Source organism: uncultured Streptococcus sp., assembly GCF_963511325.1.
In the GTDB taxonomy this organism is placed as follows: Bacteria; Bacillota; Bacilli; order Lactobacillales; family Streptococcaceae; genus Streptococcus.
The window spans coordinates 17,899-44,535 of the sequence record NZ_CAUPII010000012.1 but is presented as its reverse complement, the minus strand read 5'-3'; the positions used below and the strand labels follow the sequence as shown (position 1 = coordinate 44,535).

The following is a 26,637-nucleotide window of genomic DNA, read 5'->3' as shown; positions in this document are numbered from 1 at the left end:
AATAGGCTCCATAATATCTATAGGGGATTTACCCACTACAAATATTATAGAGCCATCTTTCTTTTACGACAAGATAATCTTCTCCTTGGTTTATTAGTAGGGAAGCATGTGAATGCCTGAAGTCATGAATTCTTATTTTTTTTAAAGAACTATCTCTTTGTAATATTTTTTTATATTGTTTTTCGATTGAATCCTTAGTTATCGTAATCGGGCTATTTTGAAATATCTGTAGATCATCTAGGTTGGTTGTAAATTCTTTTAATCTTTCATGCTGTGTTTGCCTCCATTCTTCTAGTGTCTCCACTAGTTTGGTGTTCATGATGATTCTTCGGGTTCCAGCTTTTGTCTTTGTACTACTAATGTGTTCTTCACCTTTTTTAACGTATATTGATTTACTTACATGGATTGTATTTGTAGAAAACTCTATGTCCTTCCACGTTAGAGCAAGAGCTTCTCCGAGTCTTAGACCAGTAAAAAATAGAACTGTGAATAGTAATTTTATATTGTATTCATCGTTGCTAAATAGTGTTAAGAAATGCTTAAATTCTTTTACTGTCCAGAAATTTAATTTTACTTTTTCTATGGGTAATTTTTTCAGTAATCCTACGGGATGTTCCTTGTAAAATCCCTTTCTTAATCCAACATCCAGAATTTTCTTTAGTAAAATTATAATTTTATTAATAGTGTTTGGACTTAGCTTCTTTTCTGAGTTTTGAGTATTTTTATCTCTTAGATGTTCTCTGAATTGATAGATATCTTCATAAGTTAATTTAGCTACATCATCAACTTTTTCAAAATAGTTTTTTATATGCCTGTTATAGTTGTTTTCTTGTGTATCTATATAGCTTTGTTTTCTGTTGTTTATTCTATCCTCTTCTTTTAAGAGATCATAAAGGATATCAATTGATATTTTTGAGTTGAAACTTTTTTCTTTAAGTTCGACACTTCGTAAGTATTGTTCGGCCTCCAATGCTTCTTTTTTAGTTTTGAATCCTTTTCTTACAATTCTACGTTGTTTTAGAGATATTGGATTTATACCATTGGAAACATCAACAATCCAAGTTCCGTCTCTACTTTTACGTAAAGCCATAAGCTACGCTTCTTTCTGGAGTTCAATTCCTAATAGTTCTTCTGCGACACTGGCTGGAATTGTACCAATCCTTTTGTTATCGTAGATGTTAAAACCACGATTCACTAATAGTAATTTGCCGGTATGGATAATCTTTCTTGCAGTTCCTGGAGCAAATCCAAGTTCGATAAGGTCATCTTTTGTTACAGTTTTAATCATGTGATCTCCTTTTCTAATTAGATTAACTAAGGGGAGGATTAACTCCCCTTGTATTTTACTTATTTTTGTTTTACATCTACTAAATGGATAGCATCAGCCTTGTAATACATTGTCGTGCTAATCATAGTAGCTTGTAAATTGTCAAATGTAACTGGTACTTCATCCATTGCTTGGATATAGTCATTATCAACCAAGGCATCTGGATTGTCTACTGAGACTTGGGTTGATTTCTTTTTGAATTGTCCATCCTTGATTGTTACATTGTATTTCCAACCAATGATTTTATCGGTATTAAAACGTCTTTCGCTACCATCTCGGTTTTTGATAATTTCTCCGTTTGCATCTGCTCGGACTTCCGTTTCAAATTTTGGAATGACTTCATCCAATTCAAATTTTGTTCCAATGTTATTAAAATTCCAGTCATTTTGTGAAAGCATTTTTGCCATAGTTAATTTCTCCTTTTAATATTTTCTTTGATTGTAGGGATCAAATCCTCTCGTTTAAAGAGTATTGCTCTTTCTATTAATCCACTTGCTAAATCTGGTGGATATTCCATATTGTTGAGTGCGAGATAGTTAGCTTTCTCATACTCATGCAGTAAGTTATTGTCGTATAGAAATTTATACGCTTTTAGAATAGCTCCTGAACCTTTATAGGTAAACCATTCTAATTTTTGTTCTAGTTCTGTTTTTGATTTTGAAATAATGATAGAGACGGGTTTTGAATGGCCTAAAAACTTTTCCCAAGATCTCAAAGGTTTTGAGAAATAGCTATCACTATAGAACCTCACTTTTTCTTTGAGATATCCCTTGGTAAAGTTGAGAAGATCTATTTCTGAATGCAACCATTCTTGAATGAAGTAGTGAGCTTTTTCTTTCCTAAGTTCTAACTCAGTTCTTATCCAATTTTCTATATACCGCTTGCTGATACCGAGCTTCTCAGCTCGTTCTAAGCGTTTATCGTAAATTCTAAGTCTTTCGTCATCATTGGGTTTTCTCAAATATAAGGTCTGGCCGATTGTTTCATCTCCGTAGGTATTGTAGTAGGTGCTTTTTCCATATATAAAGCGTTTCTTCTGACAAATCTTTAGAAGCTGATTAGGAGTGAAATAGGGTGTTTCATTAAAATCATCTATTGCAATATCAATTCGTCTTACTGAAAAATGATTGTAATTGTAGTAGAGGTTGTTCAAAAACTGTCTTTCGGACAGACTATTTGGATCTAATACCATATCTCTATAGAACTCGAGTGCCTGTCCTGACATGACAAGCATGTAGGACGACTCTTTCGCTCCATAGTAGATACGGATATTCCCATAATGAAGCTGGCTATCATAGTTATAGTATTTAAGGCTCCCTTTATTCTCAATAAATAGGTCATAGTCAAGAAATAGAATGTCTTCGATTATTTCTCTTGGCGAAAATTCAGTCTTATCAAACTGAATTTGAATCCAGTCAAATACAGAACGTAAATGTTCATTTTTTGCCATAGATTTTGATTCAACTTTTTGCTTAATTTTGCCACCCTTAAAATCTCCGAAACCCTTGGAAATACTGAATTCTTTCGATGGTACACCTAACTTGCAGAGGGTGGTGTTACTACACACCCTATCGGTCAAAAATGGTCCGTCCGCATCTACGCTCATTTTCGGCTTTCTGCCTCATGGCTCAGCCGAAAACTCGCTATTAGCCGAACCTATTTTTTGACCTCTTGTTAACAAACCCTAGTAAGCCGGTTTGCATCGACTCTTCAATATCTTGGATTTTCTTTTTTAGGTTGGAATTCTCAATTTTTATCAGTCGTATTTCTCGTTTAAATTCCTGTTTCAAGGCGCTCAGTTCATCGTAGAGCTCATCTATTACTTGGTTTAGGGATTCATGTTCATTGTCTGCTAGACTCCCAAATACGGCTTGTATAGCCTCTTTGAGACCTATTTCAAGTTTTAGGTTAGCTAACTTTTGAAATTGTCTAAGGTCTTCGTCTGTAAAGTCATAGGCAACTGTATAACTTAATTGATGAGTTCTTGGATTTCTACTGATAGGAATTTTAATTTTCTTAAATTCCTTGCCACTTATCTCTCTAATCAGTTGAATCCAATTTTTAAGAGTAGAGGTAGAGTTTAGGCCAGAAATTTGATTGACTAACTCTTTATTGGTCATCTTTTTGTGAAACCTCCGAAATTTTCTTGTGCAACTGAAGAGTTTTCTGTGGTATAATTGTTACATAATATGTTTTGATCTTGGAACGAACGGCACATTTGTTTCAAGATTTTTTATTTTGTCGAATCCTACCTCCTTTATTAAAATTTTTTAAATCGACTACTAGTTACATACGCTTTTACCTCCTTTTATGCTATAATATTCTCAATGGAATATTCAATCTCAAAATAAATATTCCTTATGGAATAATTCTATTTTATACCGTTTGGAATATTTTGTCAAGCTAAAATATACGAATAAGAATATCTATAGGAGAATTATGTATACAGAGGATTATAAATTTTCAGAGAGGTTAAAAACTCTCAGAAAATCAAAAAAGTTAACTCAAGTACAAATATCGGAATTAATTGGAGTTCAACAAGGGACATATTCTCGGTGGGAGAATGGAACGTTAGAACCAGGATTAGAATTCGTTGTGAAATTGGCAAATATCTTTGGGACTACTACAGATTATTTGCTGGGACAAAAACCTTATTCAATTATCAGTAGTTTACCTCTAGAACAATTAGATCTTACCAATATTGCAAACTTTTCAAAGGATGAGTTTGATATTTTGAAACATTCAATAGCAGTTTCGGTGGCAAGAAATAAAATAAAGGCAACAGAACTAAAAGATAGAGTTATAGAAAAAAATCAGTTGTCAGAAAAAGATGCAGAACTTTTGAATAAGATTTTTGAAGAAGTTAAAACTTATTGGGAAAATTAGGAGGACGCTAGTCTTCAAAATTCCCTCCCAAAATGTGTCCAAAATATTGACAGAATCCTAGCTTTTCATTATAGTTCTTATGGAACTTTTTTTCTACAACAAAATAGGCTCCATAATATCCATAGGGGATTTACCCACTACAAATAGTATAGAGCCGGTTTTATTAATGTCCTGCATTTCCTAATAAGTTAACCATGACAACACCAATGATAATCAAAATTAAACCGATAATGCTATAAACATTTAGTGTTTCTTTGAAAATCATTACTGCGATAGAGGCTATCAAAACTAAACCGACAGCTGACCATGTTGCATAAGCTATTCCTACAGGAATTTTTTGCATTGCTAGTGATAAGAAATAGAAACAAACGCCATAGCTAAGTAGGGCAGAAACGGTTGGAATAGGCTTTGTAAAACCGTCTGATAATTTCAAAAGGTTAGTTCCCAATATCTCTCCTACAATGGCGATAAAAAGATAAAAGTATGACATGTCTTTAACCTCCTATATGTCATGTTTTTGCTCTAAGAGCTATTATAGCTATCCGTTTTTTATAAATCTTGGCACAAGTCATGAGAATTTGTAGTAAAACTGTGGCAGACACTTTTTCAGAACCAATAGCTGATAAGTTTAGTATATCATAAGATAAATTTTAAATAAAGTCTTGATTTATTTCAATGTCTTGCGTGGTCTCGATTTTACTGGTAAAATTACTTTTAAGAACTTTAAAAAAGAGGCTTCTATATTTGACAAAACAATGACTTGTTGTCCCGAATGTGGGCATCCTTTGGAGAAAAAATTTTTAAAAGATGAGGGAGATATTCCTTATTGTTCACAATGTGCGAGTTTTCGTTTTCCAGTCTTTAATACAGCAATTAGTGCGATTTTATTTAATGAAAAACATGATAAGATTCTCTTGATTAAGCAATATGACATGGCTGAGCATATTTTGCTAGCTGGTTATGTGTCTAATGATATTCACAACCAATTTCTACAATCATTAAAGGCAATTAATTTAGCCTCTCTTATTACGGATATGGGTAATAAAATTGCACAAAACTAGTCCAAAACTCTTTTTAATAAGGAGTATACTTTCTAGCATTTTATAGTTACTAAAAAGTATCTAAACTTTGGAAGTGATACTAAGTTTTAAAAAATATTATGGAAAAAAAGCTTATAAAATCAATATTTCTGAGATTTAAAACTAATAATATTAGACTCAAAATCCAGTGTCCGCAAGGACGTGCCGGTTCGACCCCGGCCGCCGGTATAGTATGAAAGACAAGGTTTTCGGACCTTGTCTTTTTTTTTCAAATAAAGTTTAAAAAAATTTTACTAAAAATAGGTCTATACCATTTACAAATTCTTTTGAAAGGTTTATAATGTAATTGACATAATAAATAGTAGATTATTTCTTAAGGGGGTTATCATTATGCCTAAGTATATTAAAGCTGATCAATTTTTCTATCCACATGGTATTCGTCGTGGAGGTTATTTGGAACTTATTGATGGCAAGTTTGGTAAGCATGTTGAAGAGATTTCGGATGATGCAGAAATTTTAGACTACTCTGGTTACAGCATTGCACCGGGTCTAGTTGATACACACATTCATGGTTTTGGTGGTGTGGATGTCATGGATAATAATATTGAAGGAACTCTTCATACGATGAGTGAAGGTCTTCTTAGCACAGGTGTTACTAGTTTCCTACCAACTACACTAACTTCATCATACGAACAATTGCTGGCTGTTACTGAAAACATTGGTGCACGCTATCAAGAAGCATCTGGTGCTAAGATTCGTGGTATTTATTTTGAAGGACCTTACTTCACCGAAGAATTTAAGGGGGCTCAAAATCCTGCCTATATGAAAGATCCACGTATGGATGAGTTTCGCGCTTGGCAGAAGGCTGCTAATGGTCTTCTTAATAAAATTGCTCTTGCACCTGAACGTGATGGGGTTGAGGACTTTGTACGTACTATTACTGGTGAAGGTGTAACTGTTGCTCTTGGTCACTCTAATGCTACATTTGATGAAGCTAAAAAAGCTGTTGATGCCGGGGCTAGTGTTTGGGTTCATGCCTATAATGGAATGCGTGGCTTAACACACCGCGAACTTGGTATGGTTGGTGCGATGTATGAATTACCACACACTTATGCAGAATTGATTTGTGATGGTCATCACGTGGATCCTAAGGCTTGCGAAATTCTTCTGAAACAAAAAGGAACTGAAAATATTGCCCTTATCACTGACTGTATGACAGCAGGTGGTTTGCAAGATGGCGATTATATGTTAGGTGAATTTCCAGTTGTAGTTGCAAATGGGACTGCTCGCCTTAAATCTACAGGTAACTTGGCAGGTTCCATTCTCAAACTTAAAGATGGTTTGAAAAATGTCGTTGAGTGGGGAATTGCAAATCCTCATGAAGCAGTCATGATGGCTAGTCTGAACCCAGCTAAATCAGTTCATATCGATGACGTCTGTGGACAAATTCGTGAAGGCTACGATGCAGACTTTATCGTGTTAGATAAAGATTTGGAATTAGTAGCAACTTATCTAGATGGTGAAAAACGTTATCAAGCATAATCTAAAAAGTAGAAACGATTTTCGTTTCTTCTTTTTTTAAATAAATTTGTTATTTCTTTCACAAATTACTTGATTTTTGTATCGGAAAGGCTTACAATTATGATATAAATAATACAAATAAAAAAACGGAGGATTGCTTATGAAAGCTTATACTTACGTTAAACCAGGCCTTGCGTCATTTGTTGATGTAGACAAACCAGTTATTCGCAAGCCAACAGATGCTATTGTGCGTATCGTTAAGACTACTATTTGTGGTACAGACCTTCATATTATTAAAGGGGATGTTCCTGCTTGTAAGAGTGGAACTATCCTAGGACATGAAGGAATTGGTATTGTAGAAGAAGTCGGAGCAGGAGTTTCAAACTTCAAAAAGGGTGATAAGGTTTTGATTTCTTGCGTTTGTGCATGTGGCAAGTGTTACTATTGTAAAAAAGGAATCTATGCTCACTGTGAAGACGAAGGTGGATGGATTTTTGGACATTTGATCGACGGTATGCAAGCAGAATATCTTCGTGTGCCTCATGCTGATAATACTCTTTATCATACTCCATCTGACTTGTCTGATGAAGCCTTAGTTATGTTATCTGATATCTTGCCAACTGGCTATGAAATTGGTGTCTTAAAAGGGAAAGTTGAGCCTGGTTGTAGTGTAGCTATCGTTGGTTCAGGGCCAGTCGGATTAGCAGCTCTTTTGACGGCACAATTCTATTCACCAGCTAAATTGATTATGGTGGACCTAGACGATAACCGCTTGGATACTGCAGTTTCTTTCGGTGCTACTCATAAGATTAATTCTTCAGATCCTGAAAAGGCAATTCAAGAAATTTATGATCTGACAAATGGTCGAGGTGTAGATGTCGCTATTGAGGCGGTAGGTATTCCTGCAACGTTTGATCTCTGTCAAAAGATTATCGGTGTAGATGGAACAGTAGCCAACTGTGGTGTGCATGGTAAACCAGTTCAGTTTGATTTGGACACTCTTTGGATTCGTAACATTAATGTTACTACTGGATTGGTTTCTACCAATACAACTCCTCAGCTTTTGAAAGCCTTAGAAAGTCATAAAATTGAACCTGAAAAATTGGTAACTCATTATTTCAAACTTAGTGAAATAGAAAAGGCCTATGAAGTATTTAGTAAGGCCGCCGATCATCATGCGATTAAAGTGATCATTGAAAACGATATTTCAGAAGGTTAATCTTGTTTTTAAATCCAGTTATTCGTTTTTGAATAGCTGGATTTTTTGAAAATGTTATATAATTCGTGAAAATGAGCAAAATTCTTTCATTGTTCTCAAAATTTCGCTATAATATACGGTACAAAGGAAGTTAAACTATGTATCGAGTTATAAAAATGTACGGAGATTTTGAACCGTGGTGGTTTATAGAAGGCTGGGAAGACGACGTCATTGCGAGCAAAAAATTTGATAACTATTATGACGCCTTGAAATATTATAAGTCTTGTTGGTTTGAGTTAGAAAAGGAAATTCCCCTTTACAAAAGTAGAGGAGATTTGATGACTATTTTTTGGGATCCAGAAGATAAACGCTGGTGTGAAGAATGCGATGAATTTCTTCAGCAATATCATTCCTTGGCTTTGTTGGAAGATGGTCAAGTCATTCCTGATGAAAAATTTAGACCTGGGTACGAAAAGCAGACTGGTTTAGAAATCCACCGTACTTGTCGCATAAAAAAAGAAGAAACAACTTTTTAATGAAGTTGTTTCTTCTTTTTTGATATTTTCTTCGAATAATAAGAATGAGGAGGAAGATATGGTACAAATACTTGCACAAGAATTGATTACACTGGCCAAAAAACAGGGAGCTCAGGACATCTATTTTATTCCTAAAGAAAAGATTTACGAGCTACATATGCGAGTTGGAGATGAGAGACATTTGATTAACACCTATGACTTTGAAAAGTTGGGGGCTGTCATTAGTCACTTTAAATTTGTTGCGGGGATGAACGTTGGAGAAAAACGCCGTAGTCAGCTTGGTTCCTGTGATTATCAGCATGGAGACAAGGTTTCTTCATTACGTTTATCGACGGTGGGAGATTATCGTGGTCATGAGAGTCTAGTAATCCGACTTTTGCATGATCAAGAACAAGAGTTGCGCTTCTGGTTTCAGAATCTTATGGAACTGGAAAATGGCTTTAGGCAACGCGGACTTTATCTTTTTGCAGGCCCCGTAGGAAGTGGTAAAACTACTTTGATGCATGAATTAGCCAAGTCATTGTTTAAGGGACAACAGGTCATGTCTATTGAAGATCCGGTTGAGATTAAGCAAGAAGCAATGCTACAATTACAGCTCAATGAAGCTATCGGACTTAACTATGAGAACTTGATCAAACTTTCCCTACGACATCGTCCAGATCTTTTAATCATTGGAGAAATTCGAGATAGCGAAACAGCCCGTGCCGTTGTACGAGCTAGTCTGACAGGTGCCACGGTATTCTCGACAATCCATGCCAAGAGTGTTCGTGGGGTCTATGAGCGTCTTTTAGAACTTGGTGTTAGTGAAGATGAACTCGCAGTTGTTTTACAAGGTGTTTGCTACCAGAGACTAATCGGGGGAGGAGGAATTATTGATTTTGCAAACCAAAATTATTCAGAACACCAGGCAGAAAAGTGGAATGAGCAAATTGATCAGCTTCTTAAAGACGGACATATCACTGCCCTTCAAGCTGAAACGGAGAAAATTAGCTACCAGTAAGCAGAAGAAAATCATCACTCTCTTTAACAATTTGTTTTCTAGTGGTTTTCACTTGGTAGAAATCATTTCCTTTCTTGATAGAAGTCTTTTGTTGGAGAAGGAATATGTTTCGCAGATGCGCCTAGGACTATCGAAAGGAAAATCTTTCTCGGAAATGATGGGGAATTTAGGTTTTTCGAGTGCGATTGTCACTCAGCTTTCATTGGCTGAAGTTCATGGAAATCTCCATTTGAGTTTGGGGAAAATTGAAGAATATTTGGATAATCTTGCTAAGGTCAAGAAGAAGTTAATTGAAGTTGCGACCTACCCACTTATTTTGCTTGCTTTTTTACTGTTAATTATGCTAGGATTGCGGAATTATCTCTTGCCCCAACTGGATAGTAGTAACATAGCTACCTTAGTGATAAGTAAGCTGCCACATATTTTTCTTGGGCTTGTTCTAGCGTTAGGTCTACTATCTTTAACAGGGCTGATTTTCTACAGGAAATCTAAGAAGATACAAGTCTTTTCTTATCTGGCTAGAATCCCCTTTTTAGGTGTGTTTGTTCAGTATTATCTAACTGCCTATTATGCTCGGGAATGGGGAAATATGATTGGACAAGGTTTAGAGTTGACACAGATTTTCCAGATGATGCAGGAGCAAGGGAATACTCTTTTCAAGGAAATTGGATACGATTTAGATCAAGCTTTGCAAAATGGGCATGAATTTTCTAAGGTTGTTCAGACCTATCCCTTCTTTAGAAAGGAGTTGGGATTAATCATTGAATATGGAGAGGTTAAATCCAAGTTGGGAAGCGAATTGGAAATCTATGCGGAAAAAACTTGGGAATCCTTCTTTACTCGAGTCAATCGGACCATGAACCTTGTTCAACCACTGGTCTTTATTTTTGTAGCCCTGCTAATCGTTTTATTGTATGCAGCTATGTTGCTGCCAATGTATCAAAATATGGAGGTAAATTTTTAGATGAAAAAAATGATGATGAAATTAAAAGAAACGAAGGTAAAAGCTTTTACACTGGTAGAAATGTTGGTGGTGTTGCTTATCATTAGCGTCCTACTTTTGCTTTTTGTGCCAAATCTTACTAAGCAAAAGGATGCAGTCAATGATAAGGGGAAAGCAGCTGTCGTCAAGGTGGTAGAAAGCCAAGCAGAACTCTATAGTCTGGATAAAAATGAAGATGCTAGTCTAGGTAAATTACAGGCAGATGGACGCATTACTGCTGAGCAAGCAAAAGCCTATAAGGAATATAATGCAAAACAAAAGACAAGTCAAACAGTTTCGGATTAGGGCTTTTACTATGCTAGAAAGTTTATTGGTCTTAGGAATAGTCAGCCTATTAGCCTTGGGTTTGTCAAGTTCAGTTCAATCAACTTTTGCAGCTGTGGAAGAGCAAATTTTCTTCATGGAGTTTGAGGAACTTTATCGAGAAACCCAGAAACGAAGTCTGGCTAGTCAACAAAAGATGAATTTAATGTTAGAAGAGAGGAGCATTAGTAATGGTTATCAAAAGTTAGCCATTCCTAAAGGGATTCAGCTTCAGTCACATCAGTCAATAACATTTGATAAGGCTGGAGGTAGTTCATATCTGGTTAGCATCAGATTTCAAACAAGGAAAGAAGTAGTTCGCTATCGACTAAATATAGGAAATGGAAAGATTAAACGTATTCAAGAAGCAAAAAATTAAGGCGGTTATTTTACTGGAAGCAGTGATTTCACTAGCCGTTTTTGCCAGTATTGCAACCCTCTTGCTAGGGCAGATTCAAGAAAGTAGAAAAAGAGAAGCAGAGCTTCTAAAACAGGAAGAAGTTTTGCGAGTGGCTCGTATGGCTTTGCAGACTGGACAAAAGCAGTTGACTGTCAATGGGCTTACGGTTCATGTTGTCTCGAATGAGCGAGGTTTGGAGGTATACCATGGAACGGAGAAATTGCTGGCGATTCAAGACAAGTAGGGTCAGAGCTTTTACACTTTTAGAATCCTTGGTTGCCCTTATCGTTATTAGTGGTAGCTTGCTTCTTTTTCAATCTATGAGCCGACTCTTGGTTTCAGAGGTTCGCTACCAGCAGAGAAGTGAGCAAAAAGAATGGCTCTTATTTGTGGATCAGCTAGAAGCAGAGTTGAATCGAGCCCAGTTTGAAAAAGTTGAGAATGATAGACTTTTCCTCAAACAGGATGGGAAATCTATTTCCATGGGTAAATCAAGGTCAGATGATTTTCGGAAAACAGATGCTAGTGGACGTGGTTATCAACCCATGGTCTACGGTCTAAAATCAGCTCGAATTCAAGAAAAAGGGCAGGGGCTGCACTTTCACTTTCAGTTTGAAAAGGGACTAGAGAGGGAATTTATCTATCGTGTTGAAAAAGAAAAAAGTTAGAGCAGGAGTTCTCCTATACGCTGTCACTATTGCTGGAATTTTTAGTCTTTTGTTGCAGTTTTATCTAAATCGGCAAGTAGCACATCATCAGGATTATGCCCTCAATAAAGAAAAACTCCTTGCATTTGCAATGGCTAAGAGGACCTATGAAAAAGCTAGTTCTGAGAGTGGTCAGCAGTCGTTTAATGTAGGGAAGTCAACTTATCGAAATGACGAAAAATTCTTCACAACGACTATTGACACAGGAAAAAATAAGTTTGAATTTCACTTTTCTCCTTTGAAAAAGACCGGCCAAAAGTCAGAGAAAACAGAAAACAAGCCCAAAGAAGGAGATGAGGAGAAAAAAGAAGAAGGGGTAAAAAAAGAGACGGCTATTTCTTCCAAATTAGCACCGTCAAAGAACGGCACAGAGTAGTTTGGACGAGGTTTTTACCTGAAATCATGCTATAATAGATACATATGGAGGACAGAATATGTCAAGTGTAAAATTGTATCTAGTGCGTCATGGGAAAACAATGTTTAATACGATTGGGCGTGCTCAAGGTTGGAGTGATACTCCTTTAACAGCTGAAGGTGAGCGAGGCATTCACGAATTGGGAATTGGTTTGCGTGAGTCTGGCTTAACCTTTGAGCGTGCTTATTCAAGTGATTCTGGGCGGACCATTCAGACAATGGGAATTATCCTTGAAGAACTTGGTTTGACAGGGCAAATTCCTTATCGTATGGATAAGCGAATCCGTGAGTGGTGCTTTGGTAGCTTTGATGGTGCTTATGATGGGGACCTATTTATGGGCATCATTCCTCGTATCTTTAATGTCGATCATGTGCATCGTTTGTCCTATGCGGAGCTAGCTGAAGGTTTGGTAGAAGTGGATACAGCAGGCTGGGCTGAAGGATGGGAAAAACTAAGTGGTCGTATCTGGGAAGGCTTTGAAGCCATTGCCAAGGAAATGGAAGCCAATGGCGGAGGGAATGCCCTCGTAGTCAGCCATGGAATGACTATTGGAACTATTGTTTACCTCATTAACGGCATGCATCCGCATGGTCTTGACAATGGGAGTGTTACGGTCCTCGAGTATGAAGATGGTCAGTTTTCAGTCCAGGTTGTTGGGGATCGTAGCTACCGTGAAATTGGACGAGCTCAATTATACGAGCAAGATAGTTCAGAACAATAAAATTCAGTACTAAATGTAGAAGAATTTTTAAAGGATTGATAGAATGCTAATGTCGTGCTTGCACAAGCTTCTGATAGCTGAGTGCTTTGACAATAGCATTCTTTTTTGTTAGAATAGTATCAACATGAAAGCATAAGAAGGGACTGACAGAACTGTAGTCCCCTTTTGTCTATCTTATAAGGGGGAAATATGCTGTTTCAGAAAATAAAAGCCTATAAATGGCAGGCCCTGGCTTCCTTGGTTATGACAGGTCTAATGGTAACGAGTTCACTCTTGCAACCACGTTATTTGCAGGAGGTTTTAGAGGCACTGCTAATAGGTGATAATGAAGCTATTTATACTATCGGTTTTTGGTTAATCCTTGTTGCCTTGATTGGTTTGATTGCAGGTGGCATCAATGTTGTGTTAGCCGCCTACATTGCTCAAGGAGTTTCGTCAGACCTAAGGGAAGATGCCTTTCGTAAGATTCAAACTTTCTCATACGCTAATATTGAGAAGTTTAATGCAGGGAACCTTGTTGTTCGTATGACCAACGATATCAATCAGATTCAGAACGTAGTCATGATGACCTTCCAAATTCTCTTTCGACTACCACTTTTGTTTATCGGTTCCTTTATTCTAGCAGTTGTCACCCTACCTTCTCTGTGGTGGGTGCTAGTTCTTATGGTCGTTCTGATTGTTGCCATAATGGGTTTTATGATGGGAGTGGTGGGACCACGCTTTTCAAAGTTCCAGACCTTACTAGAGCGTATCAATGCCATTGCTAAAGAAAATTTACGTGGTGTACGCGTGGTTAAGTCTTTTGTCAGAGAAAAAGATCAGTTTGATAAGTTTACGCAGGTGTCAGATGAATTATTGGGAGAAAACCTTTATATTGGTTATGCCTTTTCTGTTATGCAACCTGCAATGATGTTGATTTCGTATGGGGCTGTTTTTCTCTCAATCTGGCTTGTAGCAGGTATGGCAGAGTCAGATCCATCAGTCGTTGGTTCCATTGCTTCCTTTGTGAACTATCTGAGTCAGATTATCTTTACTATCGTTATGGTTGGATTTTTGGGGAACTCAGTTACTCGTGCCATGATTTCCCTCCGTCGTATTCGTGAAATCCTAGATACAGAACCGGCTATGACCTTCAAGGATGTGGAAGATGAAGAATTAGAAGGAAGTCTCAGTTTTGAAAATGTAACCTTCACCTATCCAAATGATGAAGAACCTATCCTAAAAGATGTATCTTTCGATATTGCAGCTGGTGAAATGGTTGGGGTTGTCGGAGCAACTGGTGCAGGGAAATCAACCTTGGCTCAGTTGATTCCACGACTGTTTGATCCTCAGCAAGGTTCGATCAAATTGGGCGGAAAGGACATTCGTACAGTTAGTGAAGGAACGCTTCGCAAGACTGTCTCTATCGTCCTACAAAGAGCCATTCTCTTTAGTGGAACCATCGCAGATAATCTCAGACAAGGAAAGGGAGATGCAACAGTTTCAGAGATGGAACGCGCAGCTCGTATCGCACAAGCTAGTGAATTTATCAGTCGCATGGACTTGGCTTTTGAAAGTCCGGTTGAGGAACGTGGAACTAACTTTTCCGGTGGACAAAAACAAAGAATGTCTATTGCGCGTGGGATTGTCAGCAATCCTAAAATATTGATTTTCGATGATTCAACCTCTGCCCTTGATGCCAAATCAGAACGCTTGGTTCAAGAAGCTCTCAACAAGGACTTGAAGGGTACGACTACGATTATCATAGCGCAAAAAATTAGCTCTGTTGTTCATGCTGATAAAATTTTAGTGCTTGACCAAGGGCGCTTGATTGGTCAAGGCAAGCATGCTGACTTGGTTGCAAAAAACCCAGTTTATCGTGAAATTTACGAAACGCAAAAAGGAAAGGAGGAGTAGGATGAAGACATTTGAATTTTTTTGGAACTATTTTAAAGTTTACAAGATATCCTTTATCGTTGTCATTGCTATGATTATCATTGCAACGATTGCACAAGCCCTCTTTCCAGTTTTTGCAGGTCAAACAGTCACAGAGCTGGCTAATTTGGTTATAGCCTATCAAAATGGAAATCCAGATATGGTTTGGCAAAGTCTATTGGGACTCCTGATTAATCTTGCTTATATTTTGATAGTTTTAGTAGTGTCTAGTCTCATCTATATGGTCTTGATGAGCCGCATTATTGCCGAATCTACAAATGAGATGCGTAAGGGACTTTTTGGCAAGCTTTCTCGCTTGACAGTTTCCTTCTTTGACCGCCATCAAGATGGAGACATCCTGTCTCGTTTTACCAGTGATTTGGATAATATTCTCCAAGCTTTCAACGAAAGTTTAGTGTCTGTCATGACCAATATTGCCCTTTATATTGGCTTGCTGATTGTCATGTTCGCAAAAAATGTCACCTTGGCTTTAATCACAATTGCCAGCACTCCAATAGCTGTTATCATGTTGTTCTTTATCCTGAAGCTAGCGCGGAAATATACCAACCTCCAACAAAAAGAAGTTGGGAAGCTCAATGCTTATATGGATGAGAGTATCTCTGGACAAAAAGCAGTTATCGTTCAAGGGATCCAAGAAGATGTGATTGCTGGTTTTGTCGAGCAGAATGAACGGGTTCGAAAGGCCACTTTCAAGGGAAGAATGTTCTCAGGAATTCTTTTCCCTGTTATGAACGGGATGAGCTTGGTCAATACAGCAGTAGTTATTTTTGTTGGTTCAGCTGTCTTACTGAATGATAAGAACATCGAGACAGCAACTGCTCTGGGTTTGATTGTCATGTTTACTCAGTTTTCGCAACAGTATTACCAGCCCATTATCCAATTAGCGGCGAGCTGGGGAAGTTTGCAATTGGCCTTTACAGGTGCAGACCGTATCCAAGAAATGTTTGATGCAGAGGAAGAAATTCGTCCTCAAGATGCTCCAGCCTTTAGCGAATTAAAAGAGGGTGTGGAGATTCGTAACGTAGACTTCTCCTATCTCCCAGGGAAACCGATTCTAAAAGATGTCAGCATCTCAGCTCCAAAAGGAAAAATGATTGCAGTTGTTGGTCCGACAGGTTCGGGGAAAACAACCATCATGAACTTAATCAATCGCTTTTATGATGTGGATGCAGGTGGTATCAGCTTTGATGGTAGGGATATTCGCGAGTTTGATTTAGACAGTTTGCGAAGTAAGGTAGGAATAGTCCTACAGGATTCTGTTTTGTTCAGTGGAACTATTCGGGACAATATTCGATTTGGAGTACCAGATGCCAGTCAGGAAATGGTCGAAGCAGCTGCTAAGGCTACGCATATCCATGAATATATCGAAAGTCTACCAGACAAGTATGATACATTGATTGATGATGACCAGAGTGTCTTCTCGACCGGTCAAAAGCAGTTGATTTCTATTGCTCGTACCTTGATGACAGATCCACAGGTCTTAATCTTGGATGAGGCAACATCAAACGTTGATACTGTAACAGAAAGTAAGATTCAAAATGCCATGGAGGCAATTGTAGCTGGAAGAACGAGTTTTGTGATTGCTCACCGCTTGAAAACCATTCTTAATGCAGATCAGATTATTGTCCTTAAGGATGGTGAGGTTATCGAACAAGGGAATCATCACGAATTACTCAAGCTTGGAGGCTTTTACTCCGAACTGTACCATAATCAATTTGTCTTTGAATAAGCAAAAAAGTTGTCCTAATTTTGGGCAACTTTTTCTGATAAAAAAATTTTATCACGGACTTAAAAAATACATATTAGACAGGAGTGGGTAAGGGTGATAAGATAAGATTATCAATGGAGAACGAAAGGAAATCAGTGATGGCAAGAACAGTTGTTGGAGTAGCGGCAAATCTATGTCCTGTGGACGCAGAAGGAAAAAATATTCATTCATCAGTCTCTTGTAAATTTGCTGAGAGTATTCGTCAGGTTGGCGGACTTCCTTTGGTCATCCCAGTTGGTGATGAGTCAGTTGTGCACGACTACGTAGAAATGATAGACAAGCTTATCTTGACTGGAGGGCAAAATGTCCATCCTCAGTTTTATGGTGAGGAAAAAACAATTGATAGCGATGACTATAACCTAACTCGCGACGAGTTTGAGCTAGCTCTTCTACAAGAAGCCTTGCGTCAGAACAAGCCAATCTTAGCCATTTGCCGTGGCGTTCAGCTTGTCAACGTTGCCTTTGGTGGGACACTCAATCAGGATATTGAAGGTCATTGGCAAGGTCTACCTTTTGGGACTTCACATTCTATTGAGACAGTGGATGGCAGTGTAGTGTCTAAATTATTTGGTAAAGAAAGTCAGGTTAATTCAGTGCATCGTCAGAGCATTAAAGATTTGGCACCCAATTTCCGTGTGACGGCTGTGGATCCACGTGATCAAACTGTTGAAGCAATCGAATCTATTGATGAGCACCGTATTATTGGTCTCCAGTGGCATCCAGAATTCTTGGTCAATGAAGAAGATGGCAACTTAGAATTATTTGAGTATTTATTGAATGAATTATAACGACTGGAAACCTAGTCGTTTTTTTGTCTTATTTCGTTCAAATTTTAATATTGTAACATTTTTTACGCAAATGTTTAAATTATGATAAAATTTGGAAAAATTCAGTATAAAAACTTGAAAAAATCTAAGGTAAGGGTTATGATAGAAGAGAAGAAATTTTGGAGGAATATTATGTCACATATTAAATTTGATTATTCAAAAGTATTAGATAAATTTGTTGCACCACATGAACTAGATTATATGCAGCCTCAAGTGACTGCAGCAGATTCTGCTCTGCGAAATGGTACAGGTCCTGGGGCAGAAATGACTGGCTGGTTGAACTTACCTGAAGAATATGACAAAGATGAATTTGCTCGTATTCAAAAGGCTGCTGCTAAAATCCAATCTGATAGTGAGGTATTGATCGTAATCGGTATTGGTGGTTCCTATTTAGGAGCTCGTGCAGCTATTGATTTCTTGAATAATTCATTTGTAAACTTGCAAAGAAAGGAAGAACGCAAGGCACCTCAGATCCTCTATGCTGGAAACTCTATCTCTTCAAGCTATTTGGCTGATTTGGTAGACTATGTATCAGACAAAGATTTCTCAGTAAACGTGATTTCTAAATCAGGTACAACAACTGAACCGGCTATTGCTTTCCGTGTCTTCAAAGAACTCTTGGTTAAGAAGTACGGTCAAGAAGAAGCTAACCAACGTATCTACGCAACTACAGACCGCGCTAAAGGTGCAGTTAAGGTTGAAGCAGATGCTAATGGCTGGGATACTTTTGTAGTGCCTGATAGTGTAGGTGGTCGTTTTACAGTATTGACAGCAGTGGGGCTCTTGCCAATCGCAGCTGCAGGAGCTGATATCAGCAAGTTAATGGAAGGAGCAAATGCTGCTCGCAAGGCTTATGCTTCTGATAAGTTGGCTGAAAATGAAGCATATCAATATGCAGTTGTACGCAATATCTTGTACCGTAAAGGTTATCTGACAGAAGTTCTAGCTAACTATGAACCATCTCTGCAATACTTCTCTGAGTGGTGGAAGCAACTGGCTGGTGAGTCAGAAGGGAAAGACCAAAAAGGGATTTATCCAACTTCAGCTAACTTCTCAACAGACTTGCACTCTCTGGGACAATTTATCCAGGAAGGTACCCGTATCCTCTTTGAAACAGTTATCCGTGTAGATAAACCTCGCAAAAATGTGCTGATTCCTGAATTGGCAGAAGACTTGGACGGTCTTGGCTACTTGCAAGGAAAAGATGTTGACTTTGTCAATAAAAAAGCTACAGATGGAGTGCTGTTAGCACACACTGATGGTGGAGTTCCAAATATGTTTGTGACACTGCCTGAGCAAGATGAGTTCACTTTGGGCTACACTATTTACTTCTTTGAGTTGGCTATTGCTCTTTCTGGCTACCTGAATGGTATCAATCCATTTGACCAGCCTGGAGTTGAAGCTTATAAGAAAAACATGTTTGCTCTTCTTGGGAAACCAGGCTTTGAAGAGCTGGGTGCTGAGTTGAATGCACGCCTTTGATTCTCATATGCTTTGAGTTCATTTAGAATATAAAAAGATCCACAAGTTCATTTCTTGTGGATTTTTAGTACAAGCCTCTTAATTAGTTTATTATTTTTTGGCTCTTTGTCAACTGTAGTGGGTTGAATAAAAGCTAACATCTGGAGAGGACAATCGTTGTCCTCTCCATTTTTATATTCAGAGCGATGAAAATTCGTTTCTTAAAGTTGTCAAAGTTCCTAAAACCAAAGGCATTTCGTTTGATGAGTTTAATGAGATTATTGGTTGCTTCCAATTTGGCGTTGGAATAAGGTAATTGAAGGGCGTTGACGATTTTCTCCTTGTCCTTTAGAAATGTCTTAAAGACAGTCTGAAAAAGAGGATGAACCTTCTTTAGATTGTCTTCAATAAGTCCGAAAAATTTCTCGGGCTCTTTATTCTGAAAATGAAAAAGCAAGAGCTGATAGAGATTATAGTGGTGTTTCAACTCTTCTGAATAGCTCAAAAGCTTGCCTAGAATTTCTTTGTTCGTTAAGTGCATGCGAAAAGTAGGGCGATAAAATCGCTTATCGCTGAGTTTACGACTATCTTGTTGGAAGAGTTTCCAGTAACGTTTGATAGCCTTGTATTCATGGGATTTTCGCTCAAATTGGTTCATGATTTGAACACGAATACGACTCATAGCACGGCTAAGATGTTGAACAATGTGAAAACGATCTAGAACGATTTTAGCATTGGGAAAAAGCTGTTTAGCCAAGTCATAGTAGGGACTAAACATATCCATAGTAATGATTTTCACCTGACAGCGAACGGTTCTATCGTAGCGAAGAAAGTGATTTCGGATGATAGTTTGTGTCCTGCCTTCAAGAACGGTGATGATATTGAGTTTTTCAAAATCTTGTGCAATGAAACTCATCTTTCCCTTAGTGAAGGCATACTCGTCCCAAGACATAATCTCAGGAAGACGAGAAAAATCATGCTTAAAGTGAAAGTCATTGAGTTTACGAATGACAGTTGAAGTTGAAATGGATAGCTGATGGGCAATATCAGTCATAGAAGTCTTTTCAATTAACTTTTGCGCAATTTTTTGGTTGATAATACGAGGAATTTGATGATTCTTCTTGACGATAGAAGTCTCAGCGACCATCATTTTCGAGCAATGATAGCACTTGAATCGACGCTTTCTAAGGAGGATTCTAGTAGGCATACCAGTTGTTTCAAGATAAGGAATTTTCGACGGTTTTTGGAAGTCATATTTCTTCATTTGACATCCGCACTCAGGGCAAGATGGAGCCTCATAATCCAGTTTAGCGCTGATTTCTTTGTGAGTATCCATATTGATGATATCTACAATCTTGATGTTTGGGTCTTTAATATCAAGGAGTTTTGTGATAAAATGTAATTGTTCCATATGAATCTTTCTAATGAGTTGTTTTGTCGCTTTTCATTATAGATATTATGGGACTTTTTTTCTACACAAAAATAGGCTCCATAATATCCATAGGGGATTTACCCACTACAAATATTATAGAGCCTATTTTTTTTAAAAGTGTAAAAAAGAGTGTCTTAATTCTTTTATGAAAGCGCTGTATAATTGCCTTGTAAATAAAATTTGAGAGGTATCAAAATGAATGATTGGTTAAACATAAAAGGCAAAACAGTTCTTGTGACTGGCGCGTCATCTGGGATCGGTAAGGCAATCGTTGAAGAATTGCTGGAATTAGGAGTCAATGTAGCGAATTTTGATCTTAGCGACAACGATTTGCGTCACCCGAATCTATTATTTGTAAAAGTTGATGTAACTTCTCGCTCTGAAGTAGAAGAGGGTGTTGCCAAAATAGTTGAAAGATTTGGCAATATTGATGCGGTAGTCAATAATGCAGGGATTAATGTTCCCAGATTATTAATTGATGCAGAAAATCCTAAAGGTCCTTACGAGTTAGACGATGAGACGTTCGAAAAAGTAACGATGATTAATCAAAAAGGTTTGTATCTGGTTAGTCAGGCAGTGGGACGTATTTTAGTGAAAAATGGAAAAGGTGTAATTGTGAACATGGCTTCAGAAGCAGGCTTGGAAGGTTCTGAAGGACAAAGTGCCTATGCTGCCACAAAAGCAGCAGTCTATAGTTACACTCGTTCATGGGCAAAAGAGCTGGGTAAGCATGGTGTACGTGTGGTTGGAATTGCTCCAGGAATTATGGAAGCTACGGGACTTCGAACTCTTTCTTATGAGGAAGCTCTTGCTTATACCCGTGGAAAGACGGTAGAAGATATTCGAGCTGGTTATGCTTCAACTTCAACAACTCCTTTGGGACGAAGTGGTAAACTACGGGAAGTAGCTGACCTTGTAGCATTCTATATTTCAGACCGTTCTAGCTATATAACTGGAGTCACTACAAATATTGCCGGGGGGAAAACTCGCGGTTAAAAAAATGAAGGTGAGGAAGAGAGTTGACCATAGTAAATCGATGGTATAACATTTTAGAAAAAATGGTCTCACAGCCAACTTATTCCTTGGTAGATATGCGCTCAGAGCTGGATATTAGTATGCAAACCTTGCAAAAGAGTATCCAACAATTAAATGATGTTTTGGCTCCGAGTATCCAGATTATCTCACAAGATGATAAGTTAATGTTAGAGGTGTATGACTATACTGAGTTGGAAAGGATTTTATCTGGTAGTTTAAAACGGGAGAGTGACTTCAATTCTTCCAGTAAAAGAATTGCCTATTTACTAAAACGTTTAATTAAGTCAACCTCCCCTCTTCTTATTGACGACTTGGCTGAGGAGGCAGGTGTTAGTAGAAGTACCCTTAATAAGGATTTAAAACAAGTAAAATCTTTGGCAGAGAGTTACTCTATCACTATTTCAGGAAAGCCCAACCGTGGGCTGGAGGTCTTGGGGTCCGAGCTGAATTTGCGCTTGCTCTATATTCACCAAGTGGCCCCTTACTTTGAAGGAAAGACACTCACCGAGGCAACATCTTCTTTTCTGGAGACGCTACTCCAGGAGTATAAAATCCCGAAAGAAACAAAGGAACTCCTTCGAAAGACAATTTCAATTATGGTGGAGCGTATTTATGCATCTAGGGTGTTGAGTTGCCCTATTCCTTACTATAGGAATGATTTAACAGAGACACCTTTGGTTGAAAAATTAATCTATCATATTGAGATGACTTATAAGATTTCCCTCAGTCAGTTTGAAATAGACTTTTTGTGTTTTCCGTTTAATATCCGTTTTATTGACACTTTAAGCAAGCCGTCTTATCAATCTGAACAGCTTGCAAACATTTTTCAAGGGATTGTCAAGAAAGTCAAAGAAACAATGTTGGTTAACTTTGATGATGAAGAATTATTTGAAGAAATCAAGTCTCATCTAGGCCCCTTAATCAATCGACTGATTTTCCATGTGCAAGCTAATGATATATTCCATGGCGAGGTTCAAACTCAATATCCTTTTGCTTTTGAAATGGCGAAAATTGCTGGAGAAGAACTGTCTGCAATTTTTGGTTCTGAATTGGAATTATCTGAAATCGGATATCTGGCTTTGTATTTTGAAATGATTTTAAGAAAGCAAAACTCTGTTGTAAATGGTTCTCGCAAGCAGATAGCAGTAGTTTGCACAACAGGAAGAGGAACTGCTGCGATGATTATTCAGCAACTCAGACGAATCCTTGGAAATGATGTAGACATTACTCAGTATTCTGAAGAGGATTTTAATCTGGATTTGAATCAGGACTATTTCGCGATTTTTACGACAGTTCCTCTAAAATATAAAGATTCTAAATCTCCAGTCATTCAAGTTAATCATCTTTTTGATGATCAATGGCTGCGGGAAGAATGGCAGAGGGCCAATGCTTTTCATCAAAAAAATCTAGAAACAGTCAGCTTACGTTTTCTTCGGTTGAGTCCCCAAAAAACCTATCAGCAATACTTGCTAAATATGGTTGCAGAGTTAGAGAAACTTCAGATGATTGATGAAGGTTTTAGAAATCGGATAATTGATAGGGAGAAAAAACAATCAACCGTTTTTGGCGGAGGAATTGCTTTTCCCCATACAATTAACCAGGGTTATGCAAAAACTATTTTAATGTTTGGAAAACTAGAAGAGCCTTATCAAAAAGGAGATGATTGGATTGAATTTATCTTTCTAGTCGCTATACCCTCAGAAATTGAAAGAAAAATGGAAAGTGAATTGCTGGAATTGTATGACGACATTTTTCGAATTGCAGGAGAGCCTTCTCTAAAAGAAGCATTGAGGGCTGTAGAAACAGAGACAGAATTTCTATCATTTTCTAAGAGCAAAGGAGTATTTTAATGAATTCGCTAATAATTTTCGCTGTATTTATCATGGCAGCTTATATATTTCAAATGTTCCTCGGCTGGCAGCAACTCAAAGACTTCAATAAGACCTATACGATGCTCCGGAAACTGGGGCGCGTAGCGATTGGCAGAAAATCCGGAAGAATCAAATCCGGTACGATTGTCATGTTCGCGGTTGATGAAAACGGTCGGGTTCTTAAAGCTAGCAAAATGCAAGGAGTCACAATCTTAGCGCGTTTTCAAAATATGGACGATTATGTTGGAGAAGACATCCATTATTTTGACAAGTATAATCCTCTTGTGAGAAAAGAAAATAAGTTGATGCAATCAGCTATAGAAGATGCTAGAAAAGTCTATCTTTGGCATGAGGCAGGTATTGAGAAAGAGACAAGTTCTTCTGATTCTTTTCTGGGATTCGGCTTTTATGCGGATTACTTACAATTATCTATTAAACAGTTATTTAAAAAAAATAAGAAAAGGAGTTCCTTATGAATTACATTACAGAATTTGCAGAGAGTTTTATGAAACTCTTCCAATTAGGTGGAGAAACCTTTATTAGCTGGATGACAAATATTGTACCTCTTGTCTTGATGCTATTGATTGCAATGAATACCCTTATCGCTTTCTTGGGAGAAGAGAAGGTCAATTCCTTGGCTAAGATTTCTGCCAAAAATCCTGTTAGCCGGTATATGATTTTACCTTTCATTTCAGCTTTTATGCTGGGAAATCCGATGGCAATCAGTATGGGACGTTTCTTACCAGAATATTATAAACCTAGTTTTGTAGCAGCTCAGATGCAGTTTTGCCATACTTCAAATGGTGTATTTCCACATATCAATCCTGGGGAATTATTTGTATGGATGGGAATTGCGACAGGAATTCAAACTTTAGGTTTAAGTCAAATGGACTTAGCCATTCGTTACATGCTTGTTGGGCTTGTCATGAACTTTGTAGGTGGTTGGGTAACCGATTTTACAACTGCTTATGTAGCAAAACAGCAAGGTGTTACCTTGAGTAAAACATTTGATTTATAGAAAGAGTGAAATTATGTCATATAAGAGTATAAAAGTTGTTAAAGGAAATGGCGGTTTCGGAGGACCTTTGGTCATTACACCTAGTGAAGCTAAGCATAAATTCATCTATATTACTGGTGGCGGAGAAAAGCCAGATATTGTAGATAAAATTGCTGATTTGACCGGTATGGAAGCTGTTAATGGGTTTAAAACTTCTATCCCAGATGAGGAAATTGCTTTAGCAATCGTGGATTGTGGCGGTACTCTTCGCTGTGGTATTTATCCTAAAAAGGGAATCCCTACAATAAATATTGTCGCTACAGGGAAAAGTGGGCCTCTAGCTCAATATATAACCGAGGAAATCTATGTGTCAGCAGTTGGCCTTAATCAAATTTCTGCTGCTAATGAAGACGAAAAAGCGACAACTGTGGTAACTGAAAAGCCAACTTACGATACTAGTAAAAAAATTACAGAGCAAAAAGCTGAAACAAGTATTGTAGCACGAATTGGGATGGGGGCTGGTAAGGTCGTTGCAACTTTCAACCAGGCTGCTCGTGAAGCCATCCAAACAATGCTCAATACAATAATTCCTTTCATGGCCTTTGTTTCCTTGCTGATTGGGGTTATTCAAGGATCTGGTGTTGGAAATTGGCTGGCAAAATTAATGGTTCCCCTAGCGGGGAACATCTGGGGACTCGTTTTAATTGGCTTTATCTGTTCCTTACCATTCCTATCTCCTTTGTTAGGTCCCGGAGCTGTTATTAGTCAGATTATTGGAACTTTAATTGGAGTCGAAATCGGAAAAGGGACTATTCCGCCCCAAATGGCTCTGCCAGCTTTATTTGCTATCAACACTCAAAACGGTTGTGATTTCATTCCTGTAGCACTCGGCCTATCTGAAGCCAAGGCTGAAACAGTTGAGGTTGGTGTCCCTTCGGTACTTTATTCACGCTTTCTCAATGGTGTTCCGCGGGTGCTAGTTGCTTGGATAGCTAGTATTGGTCTTTATCAGTAGACCTTTGATAGATGCCTGAAAACAGAGAACTATTATGTTAAACTTATCTATAAGCCTAAGTTTATGACAAATTAGAGAAAGTATGAATAGAAATCAGATGAAGAAAATTTTTGAAACTAAAGTAATTCAAGTAGGGTCTGAAGCTCAGAATATGATTCAAGATGCCAATATGCTCATTTTATTTGGAGAAGAAGCACCAGAAGATTTATCAGAGTATTGTTTTAAGATTGATAACAAAAATCTGCTAGGTTCAATACTAGAAGGTGGCAAGCTGGTGGTAGATAATCAGGAATATTCGATTAGTTCCGTAGGAAATGTAGTAGAAAAAAATTTAACTGGACTGGGACATATCACGATTTCTTTTGATGGTTCAAAAGAGGGGAGCCTTCCTGGTACACTCCATGTTGTAGCAGATCAAGCGGTAGTAATTGATAAAGATTCTACCATTCAGATTTTTGAAACTGCTTAACCATAATAAAATTTCAAATCAAGCAATTTAGAAAAATAAAAGTCTAAAAAATTGATTCAGAGCCTGGACCAAAAGTCCAGGCTTCTGGGTCTAAATTAGAAAAAATAGATGACGCAGTGGTTGATTGGCAAGTCAATCAAACTAGCCAGTCAGTGCAAGGGAATTTCCAGCAGATGCATCCACAAGGGGTGCCTGAACAGAAGGGAAAGACCAAAAAGGGATTTACCCAACTTCAGCTAACTTCTCAACAGACTTGCACTCATTGGGTCAATTTATCCAAGAAGGAACTCGTATCATGTTTGAAACAGTTGTCCGCGTTGACAAACCTCGTAAGAACGTGATCATCCCTACTTTGGAAGAAGACCTTGACGGACTTGGCTACCTTCAAGGAAAAGACGTTGACTTTGTAAACAAAAAAGCAACTGACGGTGTTCTTCTTGCCCACACTGACGGTGACGTGCCAAACATGTACGTAACTCTTCCTGAGCAAGATGCCTTCACTCTTGGTTACACAATCTACTTCTTCGAATTGGCAATCGCCCTTTCAGGTTACTTGAATGCCATCAACCCATTTGACCAACCAGGTGTTGAAGCATACAAACGTAACATGTTTGCCCTTCTTGGTAAACCAGGATTTGAAGAATTGAGCAAAGAACTCAACGCTCGTCTATAATAGAGCTGAAAAGAGTGGTTTTACCACTCTTTTTGCTTTTTCTCGAAAAGAGAAATTGGACTCTGGCAAGACTTGTGATATAATATAGAGAGCAAAA

The 26,637-nt window shown here is 37.9% G+C and carries 29 protein-coding genes and 2 pseudogenes; 24 read left to right on the top strand and 7 right to left on the bottom strand.

Annotation, left to right across the window (positions count from 1 at the left end):
• Nucleotides 1–55: 55 nt before the first annotated feature.
• The 5 genes and pseudogenes from RQ973_RS05100 to RQ973_RS05080 all read right to left on the bottom strand — a co-directional run.
• Nucleotides 56–1,090: pseudogene (locus tag RQ973_RS05100) on the bottom strand (site-specific integrase); the annotation flags it as partial.
• A 3-nt stretch (nt 1,091–1,093) separates the two neighbouring features.
• Nucleotides 1,094–1,288: a DUF3173 domain-containing protein gene (locus RQ973_RS05095; RefSeq protein WP_000598356.1), complete on the bottom strand. Its 195-nt coding sequence runs from the start codon at nt 1,286–1,288 to the stop codon at nt 1,094–1,096.
• Nucleotides 1,289–1,347: 59 nt separating this feature from the next.
• Nucleotides 1,348–1,734 carry a hypothetical protein gene (locus RQ973_RS05090; protein ID WP_001096843.1) on the bottom strand — a complete coding sequence of 129 codons (387 nt, stop codon included), beginning with the start codon at nt 1,732–1,734 and terminating at the stop codon, nt 1,348–1,350.
• Between the two features lie 2 nt (nt 1,735–1,736).
• A complete protein-coding gene (locus RQ973_RS05085; RefSeq protein ID WP_045616578.1) occupies nt 1,737–2,933 on the bottom strand; it encodes a replication initiation factor domain-containing protein in 1,197 nt (398 codons plus the stop codon).
• Between the two features lie 40 nt (nt 2,934–2,973).
• The gene (locus RQ973_RS05080) at nt 2,974–3,447 is read right to left on the bottom strand and encodes a hypothetical protein (RefSeq protein WP_311523015.1); all 474 of its coding nucleotides are present in this window, start codon (nt 3,445–3,447) and stop codon (nt 2,974–2,976) included.
• 319 nt (nt 3,448–3,766) lie between these two features.
• Here RQ973_RS05080 and RQ973_RS05075 point away from each other — a divergent pair, with 319 nt between their 5' ends.
• Nucleotides 3,767–4,213 (top strand): helix-turn-helix transcriptional regulator, encoded by a 447-nt coding sequence (locus tag RQ973_RS05075; protein WP_000287814.1) that lies wholly within the window; start codon nt 3,767–3,769, stop codon nt 4,211–4,213.
• A gap of 163 nt (nt 4,214–4,376) precedes the next feature.
• Here the strand turns inward: RQ973_RS05075 and RQ973_RS05070 are convergent, their stop codons facing one another.
• Entirely contained in the window at nt 4,377–4,703 is a 327-nt protein-coding gene (locus tag RQ973_RS05070; RefSeq protein WP_049518302.1) for a multidrug efflux SMR transporter, read from the bottom strand.
• A gap of 172 nt (nt 4,704–4,875) precedes the next feature.
• Here RQ973_RS05070 and RQ973_RS05065 point away from each other — a divergent pair, with 172 nt between their 5' ends.
• The 16 genes from RQ973_RS05065 (at nt 4,876) to RQ973_RS04990 (ending at nt 19,069) form a co-directional block, all read left to right on the top strand.
• Nucleotides 4,876–5,274 carry a hypothetical protein gene (locus RQ973_RS05065; RefSeq protein WP_049496811.1) on the top strand — a complete coding sequence of 133 codons (399 nt, stop codon included), beginning with the start codon at nt 4,876–4,878 and terminating at the stop codon, nt 5,272–5,274.
• 369 nt (nt 5,275–5,643) lie between these two features.
• Nucleotides 5,644–6,795, top strand: a complete 1,152-nt coding sequence (nagA, locus tag RQ973_RS05060) for an N-acetylglucosamine-6-phosphate deacetylase (protein ID WP_060956243.1) — start codon at nt 5,644–5,646, stop codon at nt 6,793–6,795.
• A 139-nt stretch (nt 6,796–6,934) separates the two neighbouring features.
• The gene (locus RQ973_RS05055) at nt 6,935–7,993 is read left to right on the top strand and encodes a zinc-dependent alcohol dehydrogenase family protein (RefSeq protein WP_311523012.1); all 1,059 of its coding nucleotides are present in this window, start codon (nt 6,935–6,937) and stop codon (nt 7,991–7,993) included.
• Nucleotides 7,994–8,130: 137 nt separating this feature from the next.
• Nucleotides 8,131–8,508: a DUF1033 family protein gene (locus RQ973_RS05050; protein WP_007555701.1), complete on the top strand. Its 378-nt coding sequence runs from the start codon at nt 8,131–8,133 to the stop codon at nt 8,506–8,508.
• 58 nt (nt 8,509–8,566) lie between these two features.
• Complete coding sequence (comGA, locus tag RQ973_RS05045) at nt 8,567–9,508, top strand: competence type IV pilus ATPase ComGA (protein WP_311523009.1); 942 nt, start codon at nt 8,567–8,569, stop codon at nt 9,506–9,508.
• Nucleotides 9,429–10,472, top strand: coding sequence for a competence type IV pilus assembly protein ComGB (gene comGB, locus RQ973_RS05040; RefSeq protein ID WP_311523007.1), 1,044 nt, complete (start codon nt 9,429–9,431; stop codon nt 10,470–10,472). The genes comGA and comGB overlap by 80 nt, the downstream gene beginning before the upstream one ends.
• Complete coding sequence (gene comGC / locus RQ973_RS05035) at nt 10,473–10,796, top strand: competence type IV pilus major pilin ComGC (protein WP_311523006.1); 324 nt, start codon at nt 10,473–10,475, stop codon at nt 10,794–10,796.
• A complete protein-coding gene (comGD, locus tag RQ973_RS05030) occupies nt 10,759–11,193 on the top strand; it encodes a competence type IV pilus minor pilin ComGD (protein ID WP_311523005.1) in 435 nt (144 codons plus the stop codon). The genes comGC and comGD overlap by 38 nt, the downstream gene beginning before the upstream one ends.
• Nucleotides 11,156–11,458: a competence type IV pilus minor pilin ComGE gene (gene comGE, locus RQ973_RS05025; protein ID WP_311523004.1), complete on the top strand. Its 303-nt coding sequence runs from the start codon at nt 11,156–11,158 to the stop codon at nt 11,456–11,458. The genes comGD and comGE overlap by 38 nt, the downstream gene beginning before the upstream one ends.
• Nucleotides 11,421–11,882, top strand: a complete 462-nt coding sequence (gene comGF / locus RQ973_RS05020; protein WP_311523002.1) for a competence type IV pilus minor pilin ComGF — start codon at nt 11,421–11,423, stop codon at nt 11,880–11,882. The genes comGE and comGF overlap by 38 nt, the downstream gene beginning before the upstream one ends.
• Nucleotides 11,860–12,297: a competence type IV pilus minor pilin ComGG gene (comGG, locus tag RQ973_RS05015; RefSeq protein ID WP_075230218.1), complete on the top strand. Its 438-nt coding sequence runs from the start codon at nt 11,860–11,862 to the stop codon at nt 12,295–12,297. Before comGF ends, comGG begins: the two co-directional genes overlap by 23 nt.
• A 58-nt stretch (nt 12,298–12,355) precedes the next feature.
• Nucleotides 12,356–13,057, top strand: a complete 702-nt coding sequence (locus RQ973_RS05010) for a histidine phosphatase family protein (protein WP_075230219.1) — start codon at nt 12,356–12,358, stop codon at nt 13,055–13,057.
• A 189-nt stretch (nt 13,058–13,246) separates the two neighbouring features.
• Entirely contained in the window at nt 13,247–14,953 is a 1,707-nt protein-coding gene (locus RQ973_RS05005) for an ABC transporter ATP-binding protein (RefSeq protein ID WP_311523001.1), read from the top strand.
• 1 nt (nt 14,954) lies between these two features.
• On the top strand, nt 14,955–16,721 hold the full coding sequence (locus tag RQ973_RS05000) for an ABC transporter ATP-binding protein (protein ID WP_311522999.1): 1,767 nt from the start codon (nt 14,955–14,957) through the stop codon (nt 16,719–16,721).
• 137 nt (nt 16,722–16,858) lie between these two features.
• Nucleotides 16,859–17,548 carry a gamma-glutamyl-gamma-aminobutyrate hydrolase family protein gene (locus tag RQ973_RS04995; RefSeq protein WP_004251575.1) on the top strand — a complete coding sequence of 230 codons (690 nt, stop codon included), beginning with the start codon at nt 16,859–16,861 and terminating at the stop codon, nt 17,546–17,548.
• Nucleotides 17,549–17,719: 171 nt separating this feature from the next.
• On the top strand, nt 17,720–19,069 hold the full coding sequence (locus RQ973_RS04990) for a glucose-6-phosphate isomerase (RefSeq protein WP_000018239.1): 1,350 nt from the start codon (nt 17,720–17,722) through the stop codon (nt 19,067–19,069).
• 133 nt (nt 19,070–19,202) lie between these two features.
• Here the strand turns inward: RQ973_RS04990 and RQ973_RS04985 are convergent, their stop codons facing one another.
• The gene (locus RQ973_RS04985; RefSeq protein WP_311522996.1) at nt 19,203–20,459 is read right to left on the bottom strand and encodes an ISL3 family transposase; all 1,257 of its coding nucleotides are present in this window, start codon (nt 20,457–20,459) and stop codon (nt 19,203–19,205) included.
• 216 nt (nt 20,460–20,675) lie between these two features.
• On the opposite strand from RQ973_RS04985, the gene RQ973_RS04980 reads away from it, so the two are divergent.
• The 7 genes and pseudogenes from RQ973_RS04980 to pgi form a co-directional block, all read left to right on the top strand.
• A complete protein-coding gene (locus tag RQ973_RS04980) occupies nt 20,676–21,476 on the top strand; it encodes an SDR family oxidoreductase (RefSeq protein WP_038804195.1) in 801 nt (266 codons plus the stop codon).
• Between the two features lie 62 nt (nt 21,477–21,538).
• A complete protein-coding gene (locus RQ973_RS04975) occupies nt 21,539–23,365 on the top strand; it encodes a PTS sugar transporter subunit IIA (RefSeq protein ID WP_311523021.1) in 1,827 nt (608 codons plus the stop codon).
• Nucleotides 23,365–23,862 carry a transcriptional regulator GutM gene (locus tag RQ973_RS04970; protein ID WP_001086644.1) on the top strand — a complete coding sequence of 166 codons (498 nt, stop codon included), beginning with the start codon at nt 23,365–23,367 and terminating at the stop codon, nt 23,860–23,862. Before RQ973_RS04975 ends, RQ973_RS04970 begins: the two co-directional genes overlap by 1 nt.
• Nucleotides 23,859–24,404 (top strand): PTS glucitol/sorbitol transporter subunit IIC, encoded by a 546-nt coding sequence (locus RQ973_RS04965; RefSeq protein ID WP_001106813.1) that lies wholly within the window; start codon nt 23,859–23,861, stop codon nt 24,402–24,404. Before RQ973_RS04970 ends, RQ973_RS04965 begins: the two co-directional genes overlap by 4 nt.
• 13 nt (nt 24,405–24,417) lie before the next feature.
• Entirely contained in the window at nt 24,418–25,398 is a 981-nt protein-coding gene (locus tag RQ973_RS04960) for a PTS glucitol/sorbitol transporter subunit IIB (RefSeq protein WP_000120696.1), read from the top strand.
• Between the two features lie 97 nt (nt 25,399–25,495).
• Entirely contained in the window at nt 25,496–25,867 is a 372-nt protein-coding gene (locus RQ973_RS04955) for a PTS glucitol/sorbitol transporter subunit IIA (RefSeq protein WP_033585537.1), read from the top strand.
• 196 nt (nt 25,868–26,063) lie between these two features.
• A pseudogene (pgi, locus tag RQ973_RS04950) lies at nt 26,064–26,540 on the top strand (glucose-6-phosphate isomerase); the annotation flags it as partial.
• Nucleotides 26,541–26,637: the final 97 nt, after the last annotated feature.